General features: G+C 66.9%; 13 protein-coding genes, 1 tRNA gene and 1 pseudogene. 10 read left to right on the top strand and 5 right to left on the bottom strand.

What is annotated here, in order from left to right; all coding sequences use genetic code 11:
* Positions 1–551 precede the first annotated feature (551 nt).
* From E1193_RS19475 to E1193_RS19465, 3 genes are all read left to right on the top strand, one after another.
* A complete protein-coding gene (locus E1193_RS19475) occupies positions 552–1,520 on the top strand; it encodes a hypothetical protein (protein ID WP_132184619.1) in 969 nt (322 codons plus the stop codon).
* 105 nt (positions 1,521–1,625) lie between these two features.
* A complete protein-coding gene (locus E1193_RS19470) occupies positions 1,626–5,897 on the top strand; it encodes a polymorphic toxin-type HINT domain-containing protein (protein WP_132184618.1) in 4,272 nt (1,423 codons plus the stop codon).
* A 221-nt stretch (positions 5,898–6,118) separates the two neighbouring features.
* On the top strand, positions 6,119–6,775 hold the full coding sequence (locus E1193_RS19465) for a helix-turn-helix transcriptional regulator (protein ID WP_165945782.1): 657 nt from the start codon (positions 6,119–6,121) through the stop codon (positions 6,773–6,775).
* A gap of 909 nt (positions 6,776–7,684) precedes the next feature.
* Here the strand turns inward: E1193_RS19465 and E1193_RS19460 are convergent.
* The 4 genes and pseudogenes from E1193_RS19460 to E1193_RS19445 all read right to left on the bottom strand — a co-directional run bounded on the left by E1193_RS19460 (position 7,685) and on the right by E1193_RS19445 (position 11,396).
* Positions 7,685–8,251, bottom strand: coding sequence for a recombinase family protein (locus E1193_RS19460; protein ID WP_165945781.1), 567 nt, complete (start codon positions 8,249–8,251; stop codon positions 7,685–7,687).
* Positions 8,252–8,576: 325 nt separating this feature from the next.
* A complete protein-coding gene (locus tag E1193_RS19455) occupies positions 8,577–9,818 on the bottom strand; it encodes a glycoside hydrolase family 30 beta sandwich domain-containing protein (protein WP_279433366.1) in 1,242 nt (413 codons plus the stop codon).
* A 334-nt stretch (positions 9,819–10,152) separates the two neighbouring features.
* Positions 10,153–10,509, bottom strand: a pseudogene (locus E1193_RS19450) (transposase family protein); the annotation flags it as partial.
* Positions 10,510–10,751: 242 nt separating this feature from the next.
* Positions 10,752–11,396 (bottom strand): alpha/beta hydrolase, encoded by a 645-nt coding sequence (locus E1193_RS19445; RefSeq protein ID WP_132184614.1) that lies wholly within the window; start codon positions 11,394–11,396, stop codon positions 10,752–10,754.
* Between the two features lie 391 nt (positions 11,397–11,787).
* On the opposite strand from E1193_RS19445, the gene E1193_RS19440 reads away from it, so the two are divergent.
* From E1193_RS19440 to E1193_RS31990, 6 genes are all read left to right on the top strand, one after another.
* Positions 11,788–12,063, top strand: coding sequence for a helix-turn-helix domain-containing protein (locus E1193_RS19440; RefSeq protein ID WP_347877038.1), 276 nt, complete (start codon positions 11,788–11,790; stop codon positions 12,061–12,063).
* Between the two features lie 641 nt (positions 12,064–12,704).
* Positions 12,705–12,777 (top strand) — tRNA-Ala (locus E1193_RS19435).
* Position 12,778: 1 nt separating this feature from the next.
* Positions 12,779–15,061 carry a hypothetical protein gene (locus E1193_RS19430; RefSeq protein ID WP_132184613.1) on the top strand — a complete coding sequence of 761 codons (2,283 nt, stop codon included), beginning with the start codon at positions 12,779–12,781 and terminating at the stop codon, positions 15,059–15,061.
* A 36-nt stretch (positions 15,062–15,097) separates the two neighbouring features.
* Positions 15,098–15,259 (top strand): hypothetical protein, encoded by a 162-nt coding sequence (locus E1193_RS31995; protein ID WP_165945780.1) that lies wholly within the window; start codon positions 15,098–15,100, stop codon positions 15,257–15,259.
* 402 nt (positions 15,260–15,661) lie between these two features.
* Positions 15,662–16,798 carry a hypothetical protein gene (locus E1193_RS19425; protein ID WP_132184612.1) on the top strand — a complete coding sequence of 379 codons (1,137 nt, stop codon included), beginning with the start codon at positions 15,662–15,664 and terminating at the stop codon, positions 16,796–16,798.
* Positions 16,799–16,826: 28 nt separating this feature from the next.
* Positions 16,827–16,991, top strand: coding sequence for a hypothetical protein (locus E1193_RS31990; RefSeq protein ID WP_165945779.1), 165 nt, complete (start codon positions 16,827–16,829; stop codon positions 16,989–16,991).
* Positions 16,992–17,266: 275 nt separating this feature from the next.
* Here the strand turns inward: E1193_RS31990 and E1193_RS19420 are convergent, their stop codons facing one another.
* Positions 17,267–17,479, bottom strand: coding sequence for an integrase core domain-containing protein (locus E1193_RS19420; protein ID WP_243707789.1), 213 nt, complete (start codon positions 17,477–17,479; stop codon positions 17,267–17,269).
* A 975-nt stretch (positions 17,480–18,454) separates the two neighbouring features.
* On the opposite strand from E1193_RS19420, the gene E1193_RS19415 reads away from it, so the two are divergent.
* A partial coding sequence (locus tag E1193_RS19415; RefSeq protein ID WP_165945778.1) for an AMP-binding protein occupies positions 18,455–20,509 on the top strand: 2,055 nt, incomplete at its 3' end.

The following is a 20,509-nucleotide window of genomic DNA, read 5'->3' as shown; positions in this document are numbered from 1 at the left end:
GGCTTGGCGGATGTTGGCGAGGGGGTGGGGGCGGCGGCGGCTGGCCCGGCGAGGAATGCGACCAAGCTCACGGTGGTGGCGGTGGTGGTGGTGAGCAGGACGCGCAGGGCATGCGGACGCCCGTGTGCTGTCTTCAATGCGATCCCCGTTTGTCGATAAATAGAAAGGTGCCGTCTCGCGTGGTGGGCGGATGAATCAGCGACGCTGTGATGGCATGCCACGGATTGTCGAGTCCCGAATGGTGGCTAGGTTAGGCTAGCCCGCGAGTTGCATCGACGGCAAGCTACATCTACAGCCTGTCATATGCGCACGTCACCATGATTTAAGGTTTTGCGGCACACGGTTGTCTCCGGTGTGGATTCGTGGTACGAATCTTTCGCGTTCGGCGTTCATCGACCTACGGTGTCGCTTCTGCTGCCACGGGGGTTGGCCAAATGAATAGGCGTGTGCGGACGCGGTCCGCGGCGATGCTTGCTGTTTTGCTAGTGGCACCGGGCTTGCTCGGCGGCGTCGCTGTGCCAGCATGGGCGACTGCGCGGGACTCCAGCGCGATGGTGAGTGCGGCTTTTGACCAAGCCGAGGAAGATCGTCTTTTCGTGCGCTTCCTGGCTCTTTACGACCCGCGTGCGCTGGTGCGGACGGCCGCTTGGAACGCTTTGACCAGCAGTAATGTTCCCGCTGCCATCGACCGGTTCTTTGCCTCGGGATTCCCGTACGCGGTCAGCCGTTCACAGGAACTCGCCGCGCGCAACCTCGACTTCGCCAAGCGGATCATGGTCACCCACCCCGCGGAGTTCTCGCCGGAGGTGCATGCGGCCGCCCAGTATGCGATCAACAGCGGCACCACCGCGCTGGACACCTTCGCCCGGACCGGCTACGCGGCCGCGAAGGAGCGCGACCGGATCGCCCGAGAAGCCTCTGGCGATCATGCTGCCGGCCTACTGCAGGCCGATCGTGACTTCGTCGCTCAACTGCGCGAGCACGATCCCGGCGCGCAGGTTCGAGCCGCGGCCGGGCTCGCGCTACGCGCCGAGGCCACCGACGCCGATGTGGTGGAGTTCTACGCCTACGACTGGGCCGCCGCGGCCTCCGTGGACATGCAGACCCATCAGACGCAATGCGCCAACGCCGACATGGTCTGGCGCTCCAAGATCAAGACTTTGCTGGCCAACGCGCAGGCCGCGCACGCGGCGGCGCTCGCCGCCGAGGGCGAAGCACGCGAGCTGGCTCGAGAGACCGCCGCCCGCGCCTGGCGCGCGCTCGGAGCGCAGGCCGAGCCGGCCAAGTCCACCTGGGACACCGCCGTCGAGGTTGCCGAGCGGCAGGCGGCGAACTGGCAACAGGTGGCGCTGGCCGCCGCGGCGGCTGCGGACAACCCGAACTGGGATTCCATCACGGTCAGCGCGCAAGCTAACGGTCAGCAGTGGACCAGTGAGCAGGTTAACGCCACGAGGCAGGCCGCGTACTGGACTTCTCTCTACGAAATGGCGCTGGCCGGCGAGCGAGACATGACTTCCTGACAATCTGACGTCAATTACCGGCACTGGCCGCACGGCTCGATTCGTCCCTTTCTCGCTTTCCGGCGCTGGCAAACGCGCCGGCGCTGACGCATGAGCAGGTATCGCGTGAAGAAGAACTTGTCTGGAGTGCGCGCATTTTTGGCATTGATCGTCACCACAGTGATGATCGTCACCAACTTGCACGCACCACCGGCTGCGGCCACCCCGGCTACCCCACGGCCGAGTGCGCAGGCCGAGAATCTGCCCCCGATTCCGGTTCCGCCGTTGGTCACCGAGGAGTGGAACGGCACTGCGGGTGTGGTGACCAGCAATGAGCGCTGGGTGCAGGCGGTGACTGATCTTGCGGAGCTGACCGAGGAACCGGAGATCCGTGACGCCGCGTTGAAGGTGCTGGCGACCGGGGACGCGGCAAAGATCCGCCAGTTCGCGTTGATGGATATGCCGGTGATCGACCAGCAGGTGCGTGAGCGTAAGCGTCTGGAAGCTGCGGACCGGCTGGCGAGGGTCAGGGCGATGGTGGGCACCGGTGTGCCTGGTGGCTATTTCAACGCCGAGGTGCAGCGGGTGCTGGCCGGCACCGATGAGGACCGGAAGGCGTTTCTGGCTTACGGTGCCGACATCGCCCGTGCCCGTGACGACAAGACGGCCGGTGACTCGCGGGAGCGGGCCGCGGCGTTGCGGGAGCGGTTGCGGGTGTTCGCGGCGGCGGCGCCGACGGGTACGCAGGTGAAGGCTGCCGCCCAGCAGGCGCTGGCCGGCGATGACGCGGCGGTGGCCGCGTTCTTCGCTACCGGTTATGCGGCGGCGGCGAGGGCCGACTCCGCCGCACGGGAGCAGTACCTGGCGGATCTCGAGGCGCGGAACAAGGCGGCGGAGGAGCTTTCTGATCTGGCGCAGCGCGCCAGGCGGGCATCCGAGGCGCGGGCGCAGATGATGGTCGCGCACGGTAACGGGGTCCGGGCGTTGCAGCGGGCCGCGAACGCGATGGCGAGTGCTGCCAATGCTTCCCGGCATAGTCAGCGGGTTCTCGCCGGGCCCGGCACGGTTGCGAGCAAGGCCGGCGATCTGGCTATCGACAAGGCGCTGATCGCCACCGAGTTGGACGGCGTCCGGCTGGCTGCCCAGCAGGCCCAGGCCGCGTCGGCCGCGTCTCGTTCGGCGGCGCAGGTCCTGCAGGAAACGGGGCTCACGTATGGCGTGGAGTGGGCTGATATCGCGGAGGGGATGAGCCAAGCTTCCCAGGCGGCTGTCGGCGCTACGACGACCGCCGCTCATGCGGTCGACGCCACGATCGCCACCAACAACGCGCAAGGGGCACAGGCGCAGGCTGAGGCCCGCGAGCGGCAGGCGGTGCAGTGGCGCCAGCACGCGCAGGAGCACGCTGCGGCGGCGGCGAAGTTGGCTGCGGCAACAGCCGTGGAGGCTGCTGCGGCAACCACCGCCGCCGCACGCGCCAAGACCGCTAAGGAGCAGGCGCAAGCCGCCGAGGCCAAGGCTTGGGCGGAGGCGGCGAAGACTCGTCAGCAGCGGCAGGCGGCCGAGGCGCAGGCGGGCGAGGCGAAGCGGCAGCGTCAGATCGCCGAGGCGGAGCGGGCCAACGCCGACCGGTACCGGGTCGAGGCGGAGCAGCAGGCTGCCATCGCGCGTAATGCCCGCTCGGCCGCGGATGCGCAGGCGGCCATCGCGGACCAGGCCCGGTCAAAGGCTGAATCGGCGGAGGCGACCGCTCGCGCAGCCGAACAGCGGGCGTGGGACCAGGAAGGCGTCGCGCGGCAGGCGCGCGACGACGCCATGGCCGCGGAGCGCGCGGAGCAGACCGCCAGGGCGAGGGCCCAGGCGATGCGGGCCGCCGCGGCGTCGGCCGAGACCGAAGCCGAACGCCAGGAAGCCCAGGCTCAGGCCGACGAGGCCGACCGGCAGGCCGGCATAGCGAGCTCGGCAGCGCGGGCAGCCCGCACTCAGGCGAACACCGCCACCGGTGCCGCTGCCAACGCCCGTGCTGCCAGCACGCAGGCGCAGAGTGCGGCCAACCTCGCCCGGGCCGCTAGCCAGCAGTCGCACGCGGCGGCGGTCGCCGCGGACTCGGCAGCGGACAAGGCTGAGTCGAGCGCGCAGGCCACGCATGCGGCGCGGGCACGGGCTGACGCGAAGGCGGCGCAGGCGACCGCTGAGGAGACCAAGGCCGCTGAAGCCGCGGACACTGCCCAGGCTTTGGCCGGGCAGGCCGCCGACGAGTCCGTGAAGTCGCTGTGGGCGGCGGACCGCACGCGCGACGAGGCGCAGGCTGCCCTGACGGAGGCTGTCGCCGCCGCTGCGCAGGCCGAGATCGCGATCAATGCGGCGGCTGCGGCCCGGCAGTCGGCGGCGGGCATCGCCGAGCCCGCCAACACCGCCATCGGCATGGTCAGCCCGTTCACCGGCGCCGACATCGACGCCGACTTCACCCAACTGGTCGCCCAGCAGGCCCTGACCATCGGCCAGGAGCAGGCCGACGCGGCGGCCGCTCGCGCCAGTGAGGCGATCACCGCTGCCGAGAACGCCGAAGCGGCGGCGGCTCGTGCCGCCGAAGAGGTCAAGCCGGCCTACACCGCGGCGGCGCAGGCCGCTCGCTCGGCCGCTGCGGCCGCCACCTCCGTGGCCGAGGCCAAGCGGGCGGCGGCGCAGGCCGCCGCCGACGGCGCAGCGGCGCGTACCGCCGCAGCCAGCGCGGCCCGGGCCGACGCGCAGGCCAGCGCCGACGCTGCCGCCGCTCGCAAGGCGGCCAACGAGGCCGCCGAGGACGCCGCGATCGCCGGGCGCAACGCACAGCAGGCCGAGCAGGCCGCCAGCCAGGCCAATCAGGCCGCCAACAGCGCCGAGGCCGCCGCCGCGGCCGCCCGTGCCGCCGCCGACCGGGCCGAGGCCGACGCCGCCGCTGCCCATGAGGCGGCCAGCAACGCGCAACGTGCGGCCGACAGCGCCGCCACCGCCGCCGCCAACGCGCTCCAACACGCCATCGACGCGCAGAAGGCCGCCGATCGGGCGGAGGAAGCCGCACGGCAGCGCGCCGCGCAGGAGCTGGCCGACGCCGCGGCCAACATCCCCCCGGACGCGACCGAGGCCGACCTGCTGCAATACCTGACGCCGGACGAACTGGAGCAACTGCGCCAGGCCGAGCAGGAGGCCGGGATGAGCATCCTGGACTTCATCAAGGCCGAGGCGTGGGACCTGTTTCTGGACCTGTCCGGCGTCGGGGACATCGTGTCCTGCATCCGCGACGGCAACGTCGTGGCCTGCCTGTGGAGCCTGGTCGGCCTGCTCGGCGGGATCAAGGCGATCCGCGTCGGCTACAAACTCGTCCAGCTCGTACCCAAGCTGATCGCGTTCCTCGAAAAGGTCAAGGACGCGAAGAAGCGGCGGGACACGCTGCGCGACATCGCCCGGCGCAACAAGAAGAAAAAGGACCGCGACGACGAGTGCGATGTCCGCGCCCGAAGCAACAGCTTCCTGAGCGGCACCCTGGTGCTGCTCGCGGACGGTACCAGCCGGCCCATCGAGAAGGTGGCGGTCGGCGACCTGGTGCGGGCCACCGATCCGATCACCGGTGTCACCGTCGCCAAACCGGTAACCGCCACCATCGTCGGCGACGGCGACAAGAAGCTCGTCGACATCACCGTCGGCGCCTCCACGATCACCGCCACTCACAACCACCCGTTCTGGGTCGCGGAGCTGTCGCAGTGGGTCGACGCCGAACGGCTGGCGCCTGCGCAGTGGCTACGTACCGGCGCCGGCACCCATGTCCAGATCACCGCGGTGCGGCACCACGACCTGCGGACCCGCGTCCACAACCTCACCGTCGCCGACCTGCACACGTTCTACGTGGTCGCCGGGACCGCCTCGATCCTGGTCCACAACAGCGACTGCGAAGAGATCATCTGGAAGAACACCTACGACGCTCGATTCCCGCTCCGCGTTCCGGATACCGACGAGCAGGATGAGCTGCCTGATCCTTCAGTCGTCCGGCGGAGCAAAGACGGGCGAGGGCCACTCGCCGACGGCTGCCACCACTTTGTGATCATGCCGAATGACGAGGTCAGGACACTAGCTGACAACATTCTCGAGGACCTGTTCAACCAGCGTGTCTACCCTGGGCACACCAGCATCGCGGGATGGGAGAGGCCGGAGGTCCCCAACGGTGTGCTCATGGCAGGGGGTCTCAAGGTCAAGGACGGGAAGGTCGTGGAGTTCAACCGGTGGTCCGGCCACTATCAGCCGCAGGACTACGGAGACGACGACGAGATGCTTGAAGAGGTCTCCAGGCGTGCGTTCGCGGCAGCCGGGTACGGCGGGTCCGCGACCTACAAGGGCGCGACGCTCTGCGAGGACGACGAGGACTGAGGTAATGGCGAGCCGATGGCGGACTGTTTGGACGATCGGTGAAAGCGACTACCTGATCGCCTGTCTCGGCATGGCCGGCCCCGCCATGGTGGTTCCGGCCAACCACGGCGGCACCATCGATGCACGGCGAGCCGATGACGCCCTGGTCGCAGCGCCGACGCCATACGGCTTCCCTGCGTTGGCCACGTGGATCGACGGAACGGGCGTGCGCTCGGCTGGGGATGGGCTTCAGTCCGCCCGTTCCGGCCACCGAGATGACGGAGGTGAGTGTGGAACGTCTGAGTGCCGCCGTAATTAAGGCGCTTACCGATAGGGCGCGCGATGCTCCTCCCGACAAGCTAGCTGTCGATCGGTCGGTCCTGGCGACGTTCCTTGACACGCTGCTGGGCGAGCTGCCGTGGTGGAATCGCGCCTGGCGGGTCGCCGAGGTGGCAGAAGTGCGTAAGAGTTCTTCAGCTCTGGCCCTTCCGCCCGGGGAGGTGCAGGTTGTCGAGGTGACCGTGCGGGGTTCCCTCGGCGGCGCCGCCGGCGAGGTTCAGTTGTTCTCTGCGCGGGTGAGGCTCCTGGAAGACCGGCTCCTCCGTTGGCAGATGAAGGTCGGGGAAACGGTCATCGGACCGGCGGTCGCACCGGCGGGGGAACCGGAGCCGCACCCGTTCGGCGCCGTGTTTCAGATGCTGGTGGAGATGCGCGGCCTGTCGTTGCGAGAGGTGGCCTGGCGGGCCGGGCGAGCCGACTCGACGATCATGAAGCTCCGTCGCGGAGCCCTGGTTCCCGAACGGGCGCTGATCAACCAGCTGGCGCGGGCGTTGAACGTGCCGGCAGCGAATCTCGCCCTCATCGCCGAAGTGGACCCGGCCGACCCGGGCCGGGCATAGCATTTGAGGCCTCGATCAACGCTCGGCGAGACCGGCCCCTCGCAGACCCGCCGGTGCGCTCTGCTGATGGCTGGTGTACTGCTGGGCGTATGGCGGCATGCAGATGGTTCTGTGCGCGGCGGTGCTGCAGGTCCACTTTGGATTTTTAATGCACCCCTCGCCGCGGCAAGGGACGGCGCACGGCACAACTGGAGGAGCGGTGCGACCTGTTCATTGTTGATCGTCAAGGCTTCTGGCGGCCGCGCGATGATCACTGGTGTCTGGCGCAGTGGTCCTGCGGCAGCGACAACCCGTGTGGAAGGCACTGCTGTCGAATAGGCTGCCGCAATAACCGAGTATCAGCGGTAATCGGAAATCAACGTCGGCCCGTAAAATTATTGGCTATAGTTCGTGGCGTAGTCATTGTATTTGCAGAATCATCTGGCGGCCAGGACTGTATGCCTCGCTTGCAAGCCGGTACCCGTAGTGCGTCAACATGCCGAATTGCCCATATGCTGTTCGAGCTGAAGGTGGTGGGTGTCGCGCCGCGAGAACGCAGCCGAAGGGGTGGCGCTCTTGAGTCAACTTCGGCCGTACCGTAACCTATGAGCATGCGCACCCAGAATGGTGCACAGATGATACGTGCAGGTGATCGCATCCCCCCTCGGACACGATCCATACACCCACGGTCCGCGTTGAGACTAACTTCAGCGCGGGCCGTTTGTGTTTCTGGATGATAGATGAGGCGGAGGCCGAGTTGTCGGTAGACCTCGGCCTTGTCGGCGGGGTCGGCGTCGCGGAGCACGGTGGTGATGTCGCCCAGGGTGTGGACCAGGTTGGTGATTTCTGTTCGGCTTATGGGGCGTGGTCCGGTCGTTTGAAGCGTCTGTAGGTGGGCTTCTGCTCGGGTTCGTTCGGCTTGTGTCTGGGCTATCCATCCGGTGACCACTGCGGGGTTCGCTCCGGAGTCGAGGGCGGCTCGGTAGCGTTCCGCGCGATGAGGGCGTCCTCGCGGAGGTAGACGTTGCGGGGGTGGTCGACGTCGTTGGCCAGGGCGTATTCCTGGGGGAACCGGCAGCGGTAGTAGGCGTCGCCGTGGTTGTGTTGGCCCTGCCTGCGGCGTTGGCAGGCGGCGCAGTCGACGAGTCCGCGGAACACGTACGGGTTGCGGGCGAGTCGGAGGCGTTGGTTGCCGGATTCTCGTCGCGCGCGTTGGCCGAGCAGGGTTTGTGCCTGTTCGAAGGTGGTGTCGTCGATGAGGGGCGGGTGGACGATCTCCTTGGAGATGATCCACTTGTCGCGCGTGTTCCATCGCATGACGCCGGTGTGGCCGAGGGCGACGTCGTCGACGTCGAGGAGCACCTCGTCGGTGCGTTGTTTGTTCCAGACTTGCCGTCCGGTGTAGCGGGGGTTGGTGAGGATCACGCGGATGGCGCTCTTGGACCAGGCGGTGCCGCTGCGTGTGGGTTGCGGGCGCGGTCGTGGGCTGAGGGGCACGGGACGTCGTTGGCGGTCAGGGCATTTCCCGACCGAGCAGGCCGCGATGAAGGTCCTCTACCTCGTCGTCCAGCAGAAACGCCGGGGGCGGCGGGAGCATCACCGGCCAGGTCTACGGTTGGGCCAAGGCCCTCAACGCCCTGATCCTCGCCTACGGCGACCGGATCACCATCTAACAACCTCGATCACACCACAGGCCCAAACACGAAAATCGACACACTCCCCCCAGGATGAAAATGGCTGAATGTTCGACGAATCGATAACGCTCTTTGGCGTCGCGAAAGCTGGGCCATCGTGCACTCAGGACGCTGTGGGCGGATAGGAGTTAGTTCACGACGAAGGTTCTGATGCTGCGAGCCGGCAGTTGGGCATTGAAGGAGCCATTCGAAATGGTGAACGTGTTGTAATGCGCAAGGGTTTGGCTCGCGTCCGTTAGCCAGGTTGAGACGGTCGCAGAACCGGTGCCCTGGATGGTGTACGGGTGGTATGCCGGTGAACTGTTCTTGTTGATGGCGACGATGACGATCCTGGAGCCGCTCTTGAACGCCGTGATGAAGACGTTCGGCTGTGGGTTCGCGGTCGCGGTGATCCGTGAGTAGCCGGGGCGGACCCACTTCGAGAAGTGCGCCATGTTGGCGCCACGCTTGCTGATCCGCCCGTCCTCGCGCATCGGGCCGTAGTAGCGGCGGATATACCACCACAGATAGGTCTGGAATCGGCCGTACAGCAATGCGCGGTGGATGTGCTCGCCCACGTCGAGTGCCTGCGGCCACAGGTCGGCCGAGTCGCTGCTGTTGGGATAGTAGACCTCGGTCATCCACAGTTCCTTGCCTCGGCCTCTCTCCTGAAACAGCGGGTAGGCGAAGTCCGCGGGCTGGGTGCCGTAGAGGTGCGCGCCGATGATGTCCACATTGGCCAAGGCCTGGGAATCGTTGAGAATGGGGTCGGAGAGGTTCTTGCGGTACTGGAAGGACTCCGGTGCTATTACCCTTGTGTTGATGGAGCCGGCGTTCTCGCGCAGAAACCTGACGATTTCGCCGGGGGTCCATGCCGTCCAGTCGTGCGCGTAGTCCGGTTCGTTCTGTACCGAGATGCCGTACAGGTTCACTCCGTTGTTCCTCATGAACGTGGAGAAGTCGTTGAGGTGCTGCGCGTAGGCGCCGTACATGTTGTATCGCAGCCGTTTGCCGCCGGAGAAGGTTTCGGTCATTGAGGCCGGCGGGTTCCATGGCGAGGCGATGACCTTGGCCCCGAGTTCGGTCGCACGCCTGGCCGTAGCGACTTCGCGGCTCCAGTTGGCCCGGTCCTCGTGGACGGGGATGCGCAGGATCGAGAAACCCAGCTGGCCTTGGCCGTTGCCAAACGTTGTTTCGCGCTGGGTGGCCGTCAGGTCGCCGATCCAGAGTGCGTGGTTCATGCCGCCGAAGCCCAGGATCGTCTGCTGCACCACCGATGGCTCGACGACCACCGTCGTCTGCGCGGCCGCGGCAGGCTTCGCCACCGCCAGCACCGGCAGCAGGGCGCCCGCAGTCAGCAACGACCGCCGAGGCAGCGAACGCGGACCCACAGCTTCGGATCCCTCTCGGCGTGGAGTCATGACTCCTCCTCCTGCGACCCGACATCGGGACGCGACACATTCGACGATATGTGGAACAGCGGATCTGGACGGCACGCCATTGATACCAGCGATACCAGCACCCTAACTCGATATAGAAATCTGTCAATGGGTATCCCAGGGCGTAACTGTTCAGCAGGTTCCTAAGATCCACTGGCTTGATCTTGCTGGCGGTATGCGGCATCCTTGCGTCGTGTCCGGGTCGTTTTCTACTGTGGAGCTGCTTGAGCTGCTTGCCCGGTTGGAGGAGGCGCTGACGGATCGGGATGCGAGTATCCAGCCATCTTCATCCTGGGTAGCGGTTTGTTTCGACGTGGCACAGGCCGAGGATGGCTCGCACGATGGGGGTGGCGCGTCGTGGGCAGCAGCGCAGCTTGGTCAGGATCTTCCAGGTCTTGAGCGTGGCGATCGCTCGTTCTCCGCGGGCGCGGATCTTCGCGTGGGCCCGGTTCACGGCCTTCTGCCTGCGTGACAGCTTCGGCCGGAAGCGGTGCCGCTTGAACGGTGTGCGCACGCTGCCACGGGTGCCCTGTAGCCCTTGTCGGCGAAGGTCATCACATCCCGCGCTGGTCAGGGCATCGATGATGCCGTGACTGCTTGCGGCGGTCAGGTCGTGTGCCGAACCGGGCAGGGCCGGTGACGCCGCCTCGGCGCGGTCGATGATCTCGTCAGGAATCTGCGCCTCCTGCCACGCGAACTGACTCGCTGGCGGCACGTCGAGCCAAACTCCGTGATCGCTGACGAACGAGCGGGTCCGTCTGCTCAAACCCGTCGGCGGCCGACGCAACCCCAACACATGCGCATGGTATCGAGCTGTTGGCTGCGCGCTCATGTCCGCGATCCGCGCCGCTCGTATTCACGCGGCCGGCACCGGGCGCAGCGCCTTCAGCGCGGCAAGTACGCGGTCAGCTGGTCGGCGAGTTGCTTCGGACGGCTGAGCGCCACCGCGTGGCCACCGTCGATTTCATCCGGTACGGCATCGAGGCGGTCGGCCGCCACGCGGCGCTGGAAGTCGGGCGGGAAGAACCGGTCTTCGCGGGCGATGAGCACCCTCGTCGGCACGTCCGGCCACGCATCCAGGGGCCACGGCTCGTTCCATTCTGCGCTGACCTGATCGCGGCCATGCGCCGAAGCCGCCGCGACAATCTCGGCCGGCACGCCATTGTAGAACTGTTCCTCCTCACTGAACCCCTCCGCGCTGCGGTGACCGGTGTTGCCCCACCAGGCGTCGGGACTCTCACCCGGCTTCGGGATCATGGGAGTGAGCAGGACAATGAGCCGCACAGGCAGCTTGTCAGCGACCAGCGGCGCCGTGAACGCACCATACGAGTGTCCGACGACCACGAGGTTGCGGCGATCGCCGACGGCATTGACGACCGTGTCACAGAACTCGGCGAAGCCTGCCGCCCTATCCTCGATCGGCAGCTCCGGCACCACCACGTCGTGGCCCCGTCCGGCCAGCTCAGGGGCCAGCAGATGCCAGTCCCAGGAACTGCCGCCACCGCCGTGGATCAGAACGAAAGTCGCCATGCGCCAAAGCCTCGCACAGGGGTACGACAGTCAGTAGCGCCGCCCGATACGCCACACCCGGCCAACCACCGGCGACCTCACGGCAGAATCACGCTGATCGAGGCCGGCAAAGACAGCGCAGAAGGCGCCGGGGCGTCGGCCGATGATGGACGGATCTGATAGCCCAATGGACGTGGCGTACATCCAACGCTGGCGCGAGGACATCACCGCGTGCCTGGACCGGCTGCTGCCGGGCTTCGAAGTCCGGTTTGGTTACAGGTCTTGAATGGCCAGGTTCGTCCATTGTGGGGTGGAGTCGGTGGTTGTTCTGAGCGCGAGGGGGTAGGTCCGGTGGGATGAGGTATCCCGACGGAGGTGGTTGTCGGCGCGGGGGCGGGCGAAGCGTGAGGCGGTGCGGCGGCCGGCGGCCGGCTGGTTTGTCCAGGGTGTGTCGGTGCCGGAGATCGCGTCGAGGTGGAGGGTGTCGCAGACCGCGGTGTATGGGTGGCGTGAGCGGTGGCGGGCCGGTGGTGAGGACGCTCTGGCTTCGAAGGGGCCGGGCGGGTCGCGGTGTCGCCTCGACGAGCCCCGGCTGCGGCGGCTGGCCGACGCTCTTGATCAGGGGCCGGCGGCGCACGGGTTCGGCGCTGACCAACGCTGGACCCTGGCGCGACGATCTTCAGGATGATGGTCTCGCGGGCGGCCGCCGCGGCCTGGAACAGTCCGGTGAGCTCGCGGATGTCGCTGACGACCTGCTCGGCCCAATCGTCGTCGAACGGGCGATGGTAGCCGAGCTTTCCTGCATAGTCGGCGAGATTGGTGCGATGCCGGGCGGCCCACGTATCGGCGGGAACGGCGGTCAGGAACTCGGCCACCAGACCGACCGTATCCGTGTTGAGGCGTGCCGACCATCCAGTAGTCATCCCAGTTCGCTGGCGAGCCGCTGAACGCCCTGGCTGCGGCCTCCCAGTCGGTGCCGGTGGCACCCATGCCGAGAACAGCATCGATGAGCGCTCCGGTGTCTTCGGCGCCGACCAGAAGCTGGGCCTCTTGCTGCCTGGCGAAGTTGTCGTCGAACCAGTAGGGCACGAGGTCGGCCAGGTCCTTCGGCGTCGCGCCGCCGATCGTTCTCCTGGCACGCGTTTCCAGAAGTAGTCGACGCCCATCAGCTCACCTCCGCGACGATCGTCAGCGAATCGTCACAGACGGGGGCGACAGCTTCCGCCGCGGCTATCAGCATTGGCGAGGGCTGGATTGCGGCAGTCGGTGATCGCTGCTTCGGATCTCGGGTGCGTATGCGGCGGTGAGCTGCGTAGTGTGTCGCGGCATCAGCGTGTAGCTCAGTGAGGAGAGCACCGGGCTTGCATCCCGGCGGGCGCGGGGGCGGGGCCCGCCACGCTGGCGTGAGCGACAACGACATCCGCATCGGCGCAGGCTTCCCCCTGAGCCAGCTGGCGCGTGCCCTGACGACCGCCGGGACGCATGAGGACGCGGCCGGCCGCCAGCGAGGGGAGCTGCGGGTACGCCGCTGGCAGCAGGTCGTGGACGGGATGGCCGGGGGAGGGCTGGACATCGGTTCGCGTATTCCGGTGAGAGGTCTGCCGGCATGGGTGACGCCGGAGGTGGTCCACGGCGGGTTCGCGACTGGGGAGCCGGCGGCGGGCGGTCCGCTGCGCCCGGACGAGACCGACCGGGCGCAGCGGCTGGGCCTGCCGGCCGAGCGCCGGGCTCTGTTTTGGTCCTGGTTGACCGACGCGGGATTGGCTGAATTGGGCGAGCTGCTCGACAGCGGCCGCTACCGGGTGGAGTACGCGGAGGAGGCGGCGCTGCCGGTGGTGGCGTGGCTGCTGCGCGCTGGCGACCGCGACGGCGCCCTGGGCGTTCTGGAGGAGATCGCACCGTTCGCCGACCGGCTGCGGTTCACCCCGGCTCCGAGCGATCAGCGCGCCGGCGACCCGGACGTCGTGTATCGGCAGACGGCGGGCGATGCGCGCCAGATCCTGGAGCAGCGGCAGCCGAATGCGCAGATCAAGACGATGCGCGAGGCGCTGACGGTGTGGAATCCGTTCGCCGACGAGTTGCTGACGTTGTGGTGCGAGACCCGCAATGGCGGCCGGATCGGCGCGGTGACGCCGGACGGCTGGCTGCCGCGAGCCGTACAGCTGCTGGCCCGCTACCAGCACCTCGCCGCCGAGCACACTCTCTGCAGCAAGCATCGCAACCCGAAGGGCAGCATCGGCGTACTGCGAACTGCGCTGGAGCGACGCGTGGCCGGAGCGGAGCTGACGCCGCGGGAGCGTGGCCTGGTCCAAAGCGTGGTGGATGCGATGCTGCGCAAGCGCGGACACCCGGGCAGCCCCGAGCACACCGCCATACGCCGGCTGCAGGCCCGCGAGGCGGCGCGGCCCCGCCACCATCAGCTCGCGCAGCTGGTCGCCGCCCGGCTGGCCGGCCTGCCTCAGGACATCGGTATCAGCGACGTCGACCACGTGCTACGCCCAGTCGACGCTGACGAGGCCCACCCGGCGGGTGTGGTGGCGGGCTGGCCGACACCATGCCCCGTTGCCCGCGTGGTCGCGCGCGCCGCCGCCGGAACCCTGGAGCAGCTGATCGACCGCGGCGTCATCGCCTCGGCGGAGGAGCTGGCACGGCTCACCCCGCGGTTGGCGGCGGCGACCGCGGCTTCGGCGTACCCGGACCCGGCCCTGCGCATCCTGATGGACGCCACGTACCGTGCCTTCCGCAATCGCCGCTCTCTGTTGCTGCTGAACCTGGAGCATCAGGTACGCGTGGCCGAGCTGCCCTGGGTTCAGGCGGTCGCGTCCGCCCGGGTCGACACCAGCGACACCCGGGACCAGGCGTGTCGCGCCCTGGTCCGGCTGGCCTCCGCCGCGGTCTGGGGGTTCCCGGCCACGGTGCTGCCCAACCCGCTCGTCGGGGAACTGTCGACGCTGTCGACGCTGTCGAAGCAGGCGAGCCTGCAGCTGCCGTGGGTCGAGGAGCTTGCGGCCGACATCTTCATGGGCAGGTTCTCGGCGAAGTTCCTCCAGGCGGCCAAGCTTGCCGGTCGGCGGCTCGCGGGCAGCCTGTACGCGCGGTACTACGACATCGACTACTCGGCCATCGCCGCGATCGACGACACCAGCAGGCGGCTGCTTCGGTGTACCCGGACCTCGGACGCCTTCGATCAGCTGTGCCGCGAACGGGCCGGCGCCCGCGGCAAGCGGTCGTGGTTTAACGTCGCGGCCAACGGGATCATCATCGAACAGGCGCAGATTTTGACCACGCACAACCTGGCCACAATCGCCGAACTCGGCATCGACCTCCCCTCGGCGGACCTCGCGAGGCGGTGCATGGACACCGTGCTGCGGCTGGCGACGCGCATCCACCACAACCCCCGGCCGCTGGGCACCGTCAAGAACACCGCGTACGCGTGGCGGCAGATGCTGTTCTTCCTGTCGCTGTCCACCTGGGAGGAACAGACGGCCTTCCCGGCCTACGCCGAGCAGCGGCTGGCCACCCAGCCAGACCACGTGCGGGCCCGGATAGCGCCGGCCGTGACCGGACTCGCGCACGTGATCAGCGGTGGAAAGTTCGACGCGGACGGCAGGGCCGGCACCGGCCGACGGCTGCTCGGCTGGACCACAAGGGAGCACTGGATGGTCGGCCCGGGACCGCGGGACTGAGGTTCAGCGAGGCAGGGGCTCCGTGTGGTGGGCTACATGCTCCTGCTGGCGGGTGCCGCCGTGGACGCCCGCTACGGGCGAGGGCGGCGGCCGGCGTTGATGTACGCGGTCGAACGCGACGAGCAGCGGGTCATCGCGGCGCTTCTGCTGGGCGTTGCGACCATCGGCCCAATCCGACGAGACGGCCGCCCAGCATGAGCAGCACCGTCCGAGGTGCTGGCGGAACTCGCCAACCGGTTCGACCCCGACCGCCGGCCGTGACCTGAGGTTCACACGGGACCTCTCACCGAGTCGGGCGCGAGGCTGGTGTTGGTGTGCGGGCGGCGGGGCAGAGTCGCTCGTACGCCGAGATCATCACCACCGGCTCCGCGGCTTGCAGGTCGGGGGAGCGCGGTGGTCGTCCCGGTCGGGTAGCTTCGCCGGGTGGTTGGTCGAGGGTGCGACCTGGCGATGTCGCGGTGATGAGGTTGTCAGACGGTGGATTTGGGGCATGCCAGGTCACCGGTGTCGAAGGCCGTGTGACGTCGGCTTATGCGCTGCGCTGGCACTCGGTGGATTGGCCGAGCCTGGACGAGCTACGCGGTGTTGAGCAGCTGACGCTTGACCATCATGCCCACGACGGGCGCCTTGCTCACTTGCTTGTCGATTGGCAGCTGGCATGCGGTGCCGCCGGGGTTCACGTGGATCGGAAGCCTGCCCGTTCCAGAGGGTGTGCCGGCGTTGTCGAACAGGTACTCGGGCTGGCAGTCACTTGCCGACGATGTGGTCAGGCAGCGCCGCTGGGACCGGGAGCTACCGGCGGCGGTGAAGGCGGCCTACCGTGCGGCGGCCACCCGGGGTCAGGTCGACGTCGACTTCGGTGCCGGGGCGGCGACGCTCGGCGGGGCCACGCCTCGACTGGACCTGAGCGGTGCGGGGTCGATGCGGGTGCCTACGTCCGGGCCGGTGCGGTGGTCCGCTCTCGATCAGCTGCCCCGCTGCACGGCGCTGACGTGGGCCGGCCCGGACCGTGGCCTCGCCCGCGCGTTGGCAGACCGCCCGATTGTCTCGTCCCTGACGTGGCAGGACGCCCCGCCGGTCGTGAATCTGACCGATACCGGTCTGCAACATCTGTCGTTGGCTGGTGCGGATGTTCGCGAGGTGCGACTGCCCCGTGGCCTGCACGGCCTTGAGCTGGCGGCAGTGGACCGGGGTCTTGCCGTGTACGCGGCGGCCGACGGCCGATGGCTCCATCTCATCCTGACCGGCGCCGACGCGGAAACGACGGTTCCTGCAGGCCTTCAGGGTGTTCGAGAAGTCGCCCTGGACGGTGGCGGCACCATGTCCGCCGCTGCTGTGCGGGAACTGAAGGAGCTGGAGAGCCTCCGGATCCAATGGCGCAAGCCACCGGGACAGCTGATCGACGCCGCTGCTCTGGCCGGTCTGCCCCGTCTGGCCGTCATCGAGCTTGTCGATGGCTATGGCCTGGACGCGGACACACCGCCTGACGTGACCTCGCTGACGCAGCTGAGCATCAGCGGTCTACGCCGATCGATCGTGCCGGCTTTGAAGGCCCGGTACCGCGGCACCGGGGTGCGTCTGGTCATTGAAGGCGCGAAGCCCGACACGTGGCTGGCCGCCAACCTGAACAACCCGTTCCGGGACTGGGTCGACGACGACGCCCGAGGCGGAGCCGCCGCCTGCAAGGCATACGTCAGCGCGGTCCGCGCCATCGACAAGCTTCCGCAGGAACCGTGATGGGCGTGCAGACGAAGCTGAAGCGGCCTTGCGCACCCTGGTGGACGCGCTCAACAGCATCGACCAGAAGTACGAGATCATCGACACGCTGCGCCGAGAGGAAGCCTTCGACGCGTTCATGGAACTCGCCGCCCGGGCTGAAGTCCCAGCGCATCTGGCCGACCAGTGGTTCGACGACTGGCGTGACTTCTAACCGATACCACCCGGCCCACTGCCGCCATCACGGGCGCTCCAAGATCAGACCAGGGCCACGGGTATCGCGCCTCCGGCGGTACGGTGACGCCAACGGGGATCACTAGTCGGTTGCCGGTCGGGGCGGGACTGCCTAGCTTGCTCACCGTGCAGATCATTGGTCCTGGTGCATGCGGGTACGCCGGGTGAGTGGCCGTGTACCGTGCCAAAACTCGTTCAGTGGCTGTGACCTGGTGTTTTGAGGATCGTGTCAGGCTGCCCGGTGGTACTCGTTGATTACCCCGTTGAGTCGTCGTCGGTGGCGTACGGGCTTGTCCATGGGGATGATGACGGCCGGATCGTGGTTGGCCGCTGCTGCCGTCCTTGATGGGGCCGGTGGTTGTTGAAGTGGTCGGCGTACTCGCCGATCACGGTCAGCGCGTGTCGCTCGTTGTAGATCAACATGTGGTCGGTGCATTCGTGGCGGAGGCTTCGGCCCCAGCGTTCGATGAAGCAGTTGGCTCGTGGGGTGCGGGGTGGGGTGAACCTCGACCAGCAACACCCTGTCGCCGCGGATCAACAATCCCATTCCGCTGAACAGGCTGATCATTCCCAGGTACAGCCAACCGTACGGTCATGCCGGAGATCATCACCCCGAGCCCGGCGTCCATGCCGGGCGTGGGGATGCGGTGCACCACCACGGCCCTGGCCGACAGGTCGAGGCTGACGCCGGCCCAGGCGTTAGGCCATCGAGGTATTGAAACGTCCTCGATCGTGTCGGCCGCCTCCATCACCTCCTGCTGTCCTGGGAAGTACTAGGACGGGTCTGGCCCCGGTGTGGACGCGGGGGGAGGGGGCTGCGGGGCAGCCGACGCGGTGGGCGTAACGCGCAGGTAGAGCCAGGGCCAGCAGCGGCAGGGTCAGCAGCGCGGCCAGGCGTCGGTACATGATCGGATTTCCTTGTGCCCAGTCGGGTCTTTGCTGGGTGTGCCTACCTCGATAAGTTGCTTGGGTGCGGGTGGCGTCACCGTTGGCCTCCGTATTGATCTTCGGCAACTGATTGGGGCAGGTCGTGGATATCATTCCCTCCCGAGACGACGACATGGTGCGGTCAGTGGGCCGCAGGTTCATCGATCTAGGGTTCGGCCAGGGACTCATCCACCGCGACCATCGACTCGGCCGCAACGGTTCGGGAGGAGCGAAAAACTCATTGATGACCATGGAGTTGCAGCCCGTGAGTCGGCCTTCAAGGTGAGCGAAGTTGGACAAGCTAATCGGCTGAACAATAACTCTGGAACACGCACCGATCACTCTTGCGTTATCGTAGGTAGCGGATCTTTTGCGATCCATTGCGCAACGCGCCTTCGCCTTGGAGGGTACGGGATTCGAGCCGTACTCGCTTACGACCAGCTCTTTGAGAATTGGGCCAGTAGTGAAGGTGTCCAACTCCTGAACTCAATTTCTAGCTTGGATCGACTGCTTTCCGTGGAAAGAGTGGGTTGGCTGTTCTCGATCGTCAATCCACAAGTCTTGCCCGCATCATTGCTTGCGCGCGTGTCGATAGGTGCGATCAACTATCACGATAGCCCGTTGCCGCGCTATGCTGGCAGGCATTCGACTTCTTGGGCGATATTGTCGGGGGAGACGCGACATGGCGTCACTTGGCACCGCATGCTTGGCGCGGTCGATGCGGGCGATATTCTTGTCCAGCGTCACTTCGAAATATCAGATGATGACACCGCGCTCAGCTTGAACCTCAGATGCTATCAGGAGGCCGAAGAAGCCTTCGAGGATCTGCTCTCTGGGCTCAACACCGACGGCTTGATAGGCCTTCCCCAGCGTCCCGAAGACCGGATGTTTTCCTCTCGCTACAGGCGGCCGGAAGCCGCCGGATTTCTTCGCTGGGATCACGCGGCGCAAGACGCCTCCAGGATGGTCCGGGCGATGGATTATGGCGCTGAGCGCCTGAATCCTTTGACGTGCGCGAAGATCTACCATCCCCAGTTGGCCGTGTGTGTCGGCCGGCTGGAAGTGCTGGGAGAAAGATCAGGAGCCTCGCCAGGCACCGTGCTTGAGATCACTGAAGACGGCTGGCGGATCACAACAAGTAGTGAAGATGTTGTTGTCAGTGGGCTGTCGAAGGTTGGACGCGCCGAAGCAGATCCGCTCGCTCTAGCAAGCGACCTTTGTGTCAAGGCCGGCGACAGGTTGCCCGTCCTGGGCGATGTTGAAAGCAGTGTATTAAGAGATGCACATCAAACACTGGCAGCCCAGGAAGAATTCTGGGTGGGACGCTTGGAGCGTTTCAGTTCGCTGCAACTGCCGTTCCGTAGTGGGAGCGACCTGCATGAAGAACGCTGCTTGGAAGCCACAGCGTGGGAACGCTGCCCGGAACTGGATGACGCAGATCCCACTGCGCGGATTGATCATCTCCTAGCAAGTCTGGCGATCTATCTCGCACGCGCATGCATGCTGTCGGAGGTCCAACTTGCTTGGGATTCCGGCATAAGCTCACGGCTGCTTTCGCCTGTGTTGGCGCGCCTCGTCCCGATGAATGTCGAGATCGATCTCGATCGTCGCTTCGACGAGATCGCTGCCGGGATTCATTCTGAACGGGAAACCCTGCACAGGAACAGCACATATCCGCTCGACCTACTGAATCGCTGTCCGCAGTTGGGTGCGGATCAACTGCTGCGAAGTGCTCACCCTTGGTCCGTAGCAGCCAGTGTGATCACCGCGGAGGAAGCAGACGGCCAGGACGATTTTGACGCCGCCTGCGCGCTCGGCAGATCTCTCACCATGCAAATACGGGAAGGGGACGGGGCCGTTCGATGGATCTACGATACGGCCATCCTTGATCCCGGTCAGGTGGAATATCTGGCGCGTCACTTTTTCGCGCTCGCCAGCGCCGGGTGCAGCCCCAGTCATAGATTGCGGCCTGTCGGCCGCCTCGATCTGGTGGGCCCGCGGGAGCGTCGTCTTCTGCTGGAGGAGTGGAACGACACGGCGGTTCCTTTTGCCGATGAGGCGTGTGTGCACGAGATGTTCGAGGCTCAGGTGGCCTGCTCGCCTGACGCGGTGGCGCTGGTTCACGAGGGTGGTGAGATCAGTTACCGTGAGCTGAACGCGCGGGCGAACCGTTTGGCCCACCGGTTGATCCGGCTTGGGGTGCGCCCTGACACGCGGGTCGGGATCTGCGTGGAGCGTTCGCCGCTGATGATCGTTGCGCTGCTGGGGGTGCTGAAGGCAGGCGGAGCTTATGTGCCGCTCGATCCTGCCTACCCGGCAGACCGCCTGGCTTTCATGCTCTCGGACAGCAACCCCTTGGCCGTGCTCGCGGACGCGAACACGGTCGGGCTTGTCGGGGCGATGCTGGAAGAGGAAGGCGCGGCCTGTCCGGTGCTCGATTTGACCGTCGCGGAGCGGGACGGCGGGTCGGAGGCCAACCCGGTCCGCTCCGCGCTCGGGCTGACCTCCACGCATCTGGCCTACGTCATCTACACCTCCGGCTCAACCGGAACACCCAAAGGCGTCATGATC

Source organism: Micromonospora sp. KC606 (assembly GCF_004348675.1).
GTDB lineage: Bacteria > Actinomycetota > Actinomycetes > Mycobacteriales > Micromonosporaceae > Micromonospora.
Note: the sequence above shows the minus strand (reverse complement) of the source record. Positions and strands in the feature narration are given on the sequence as shown.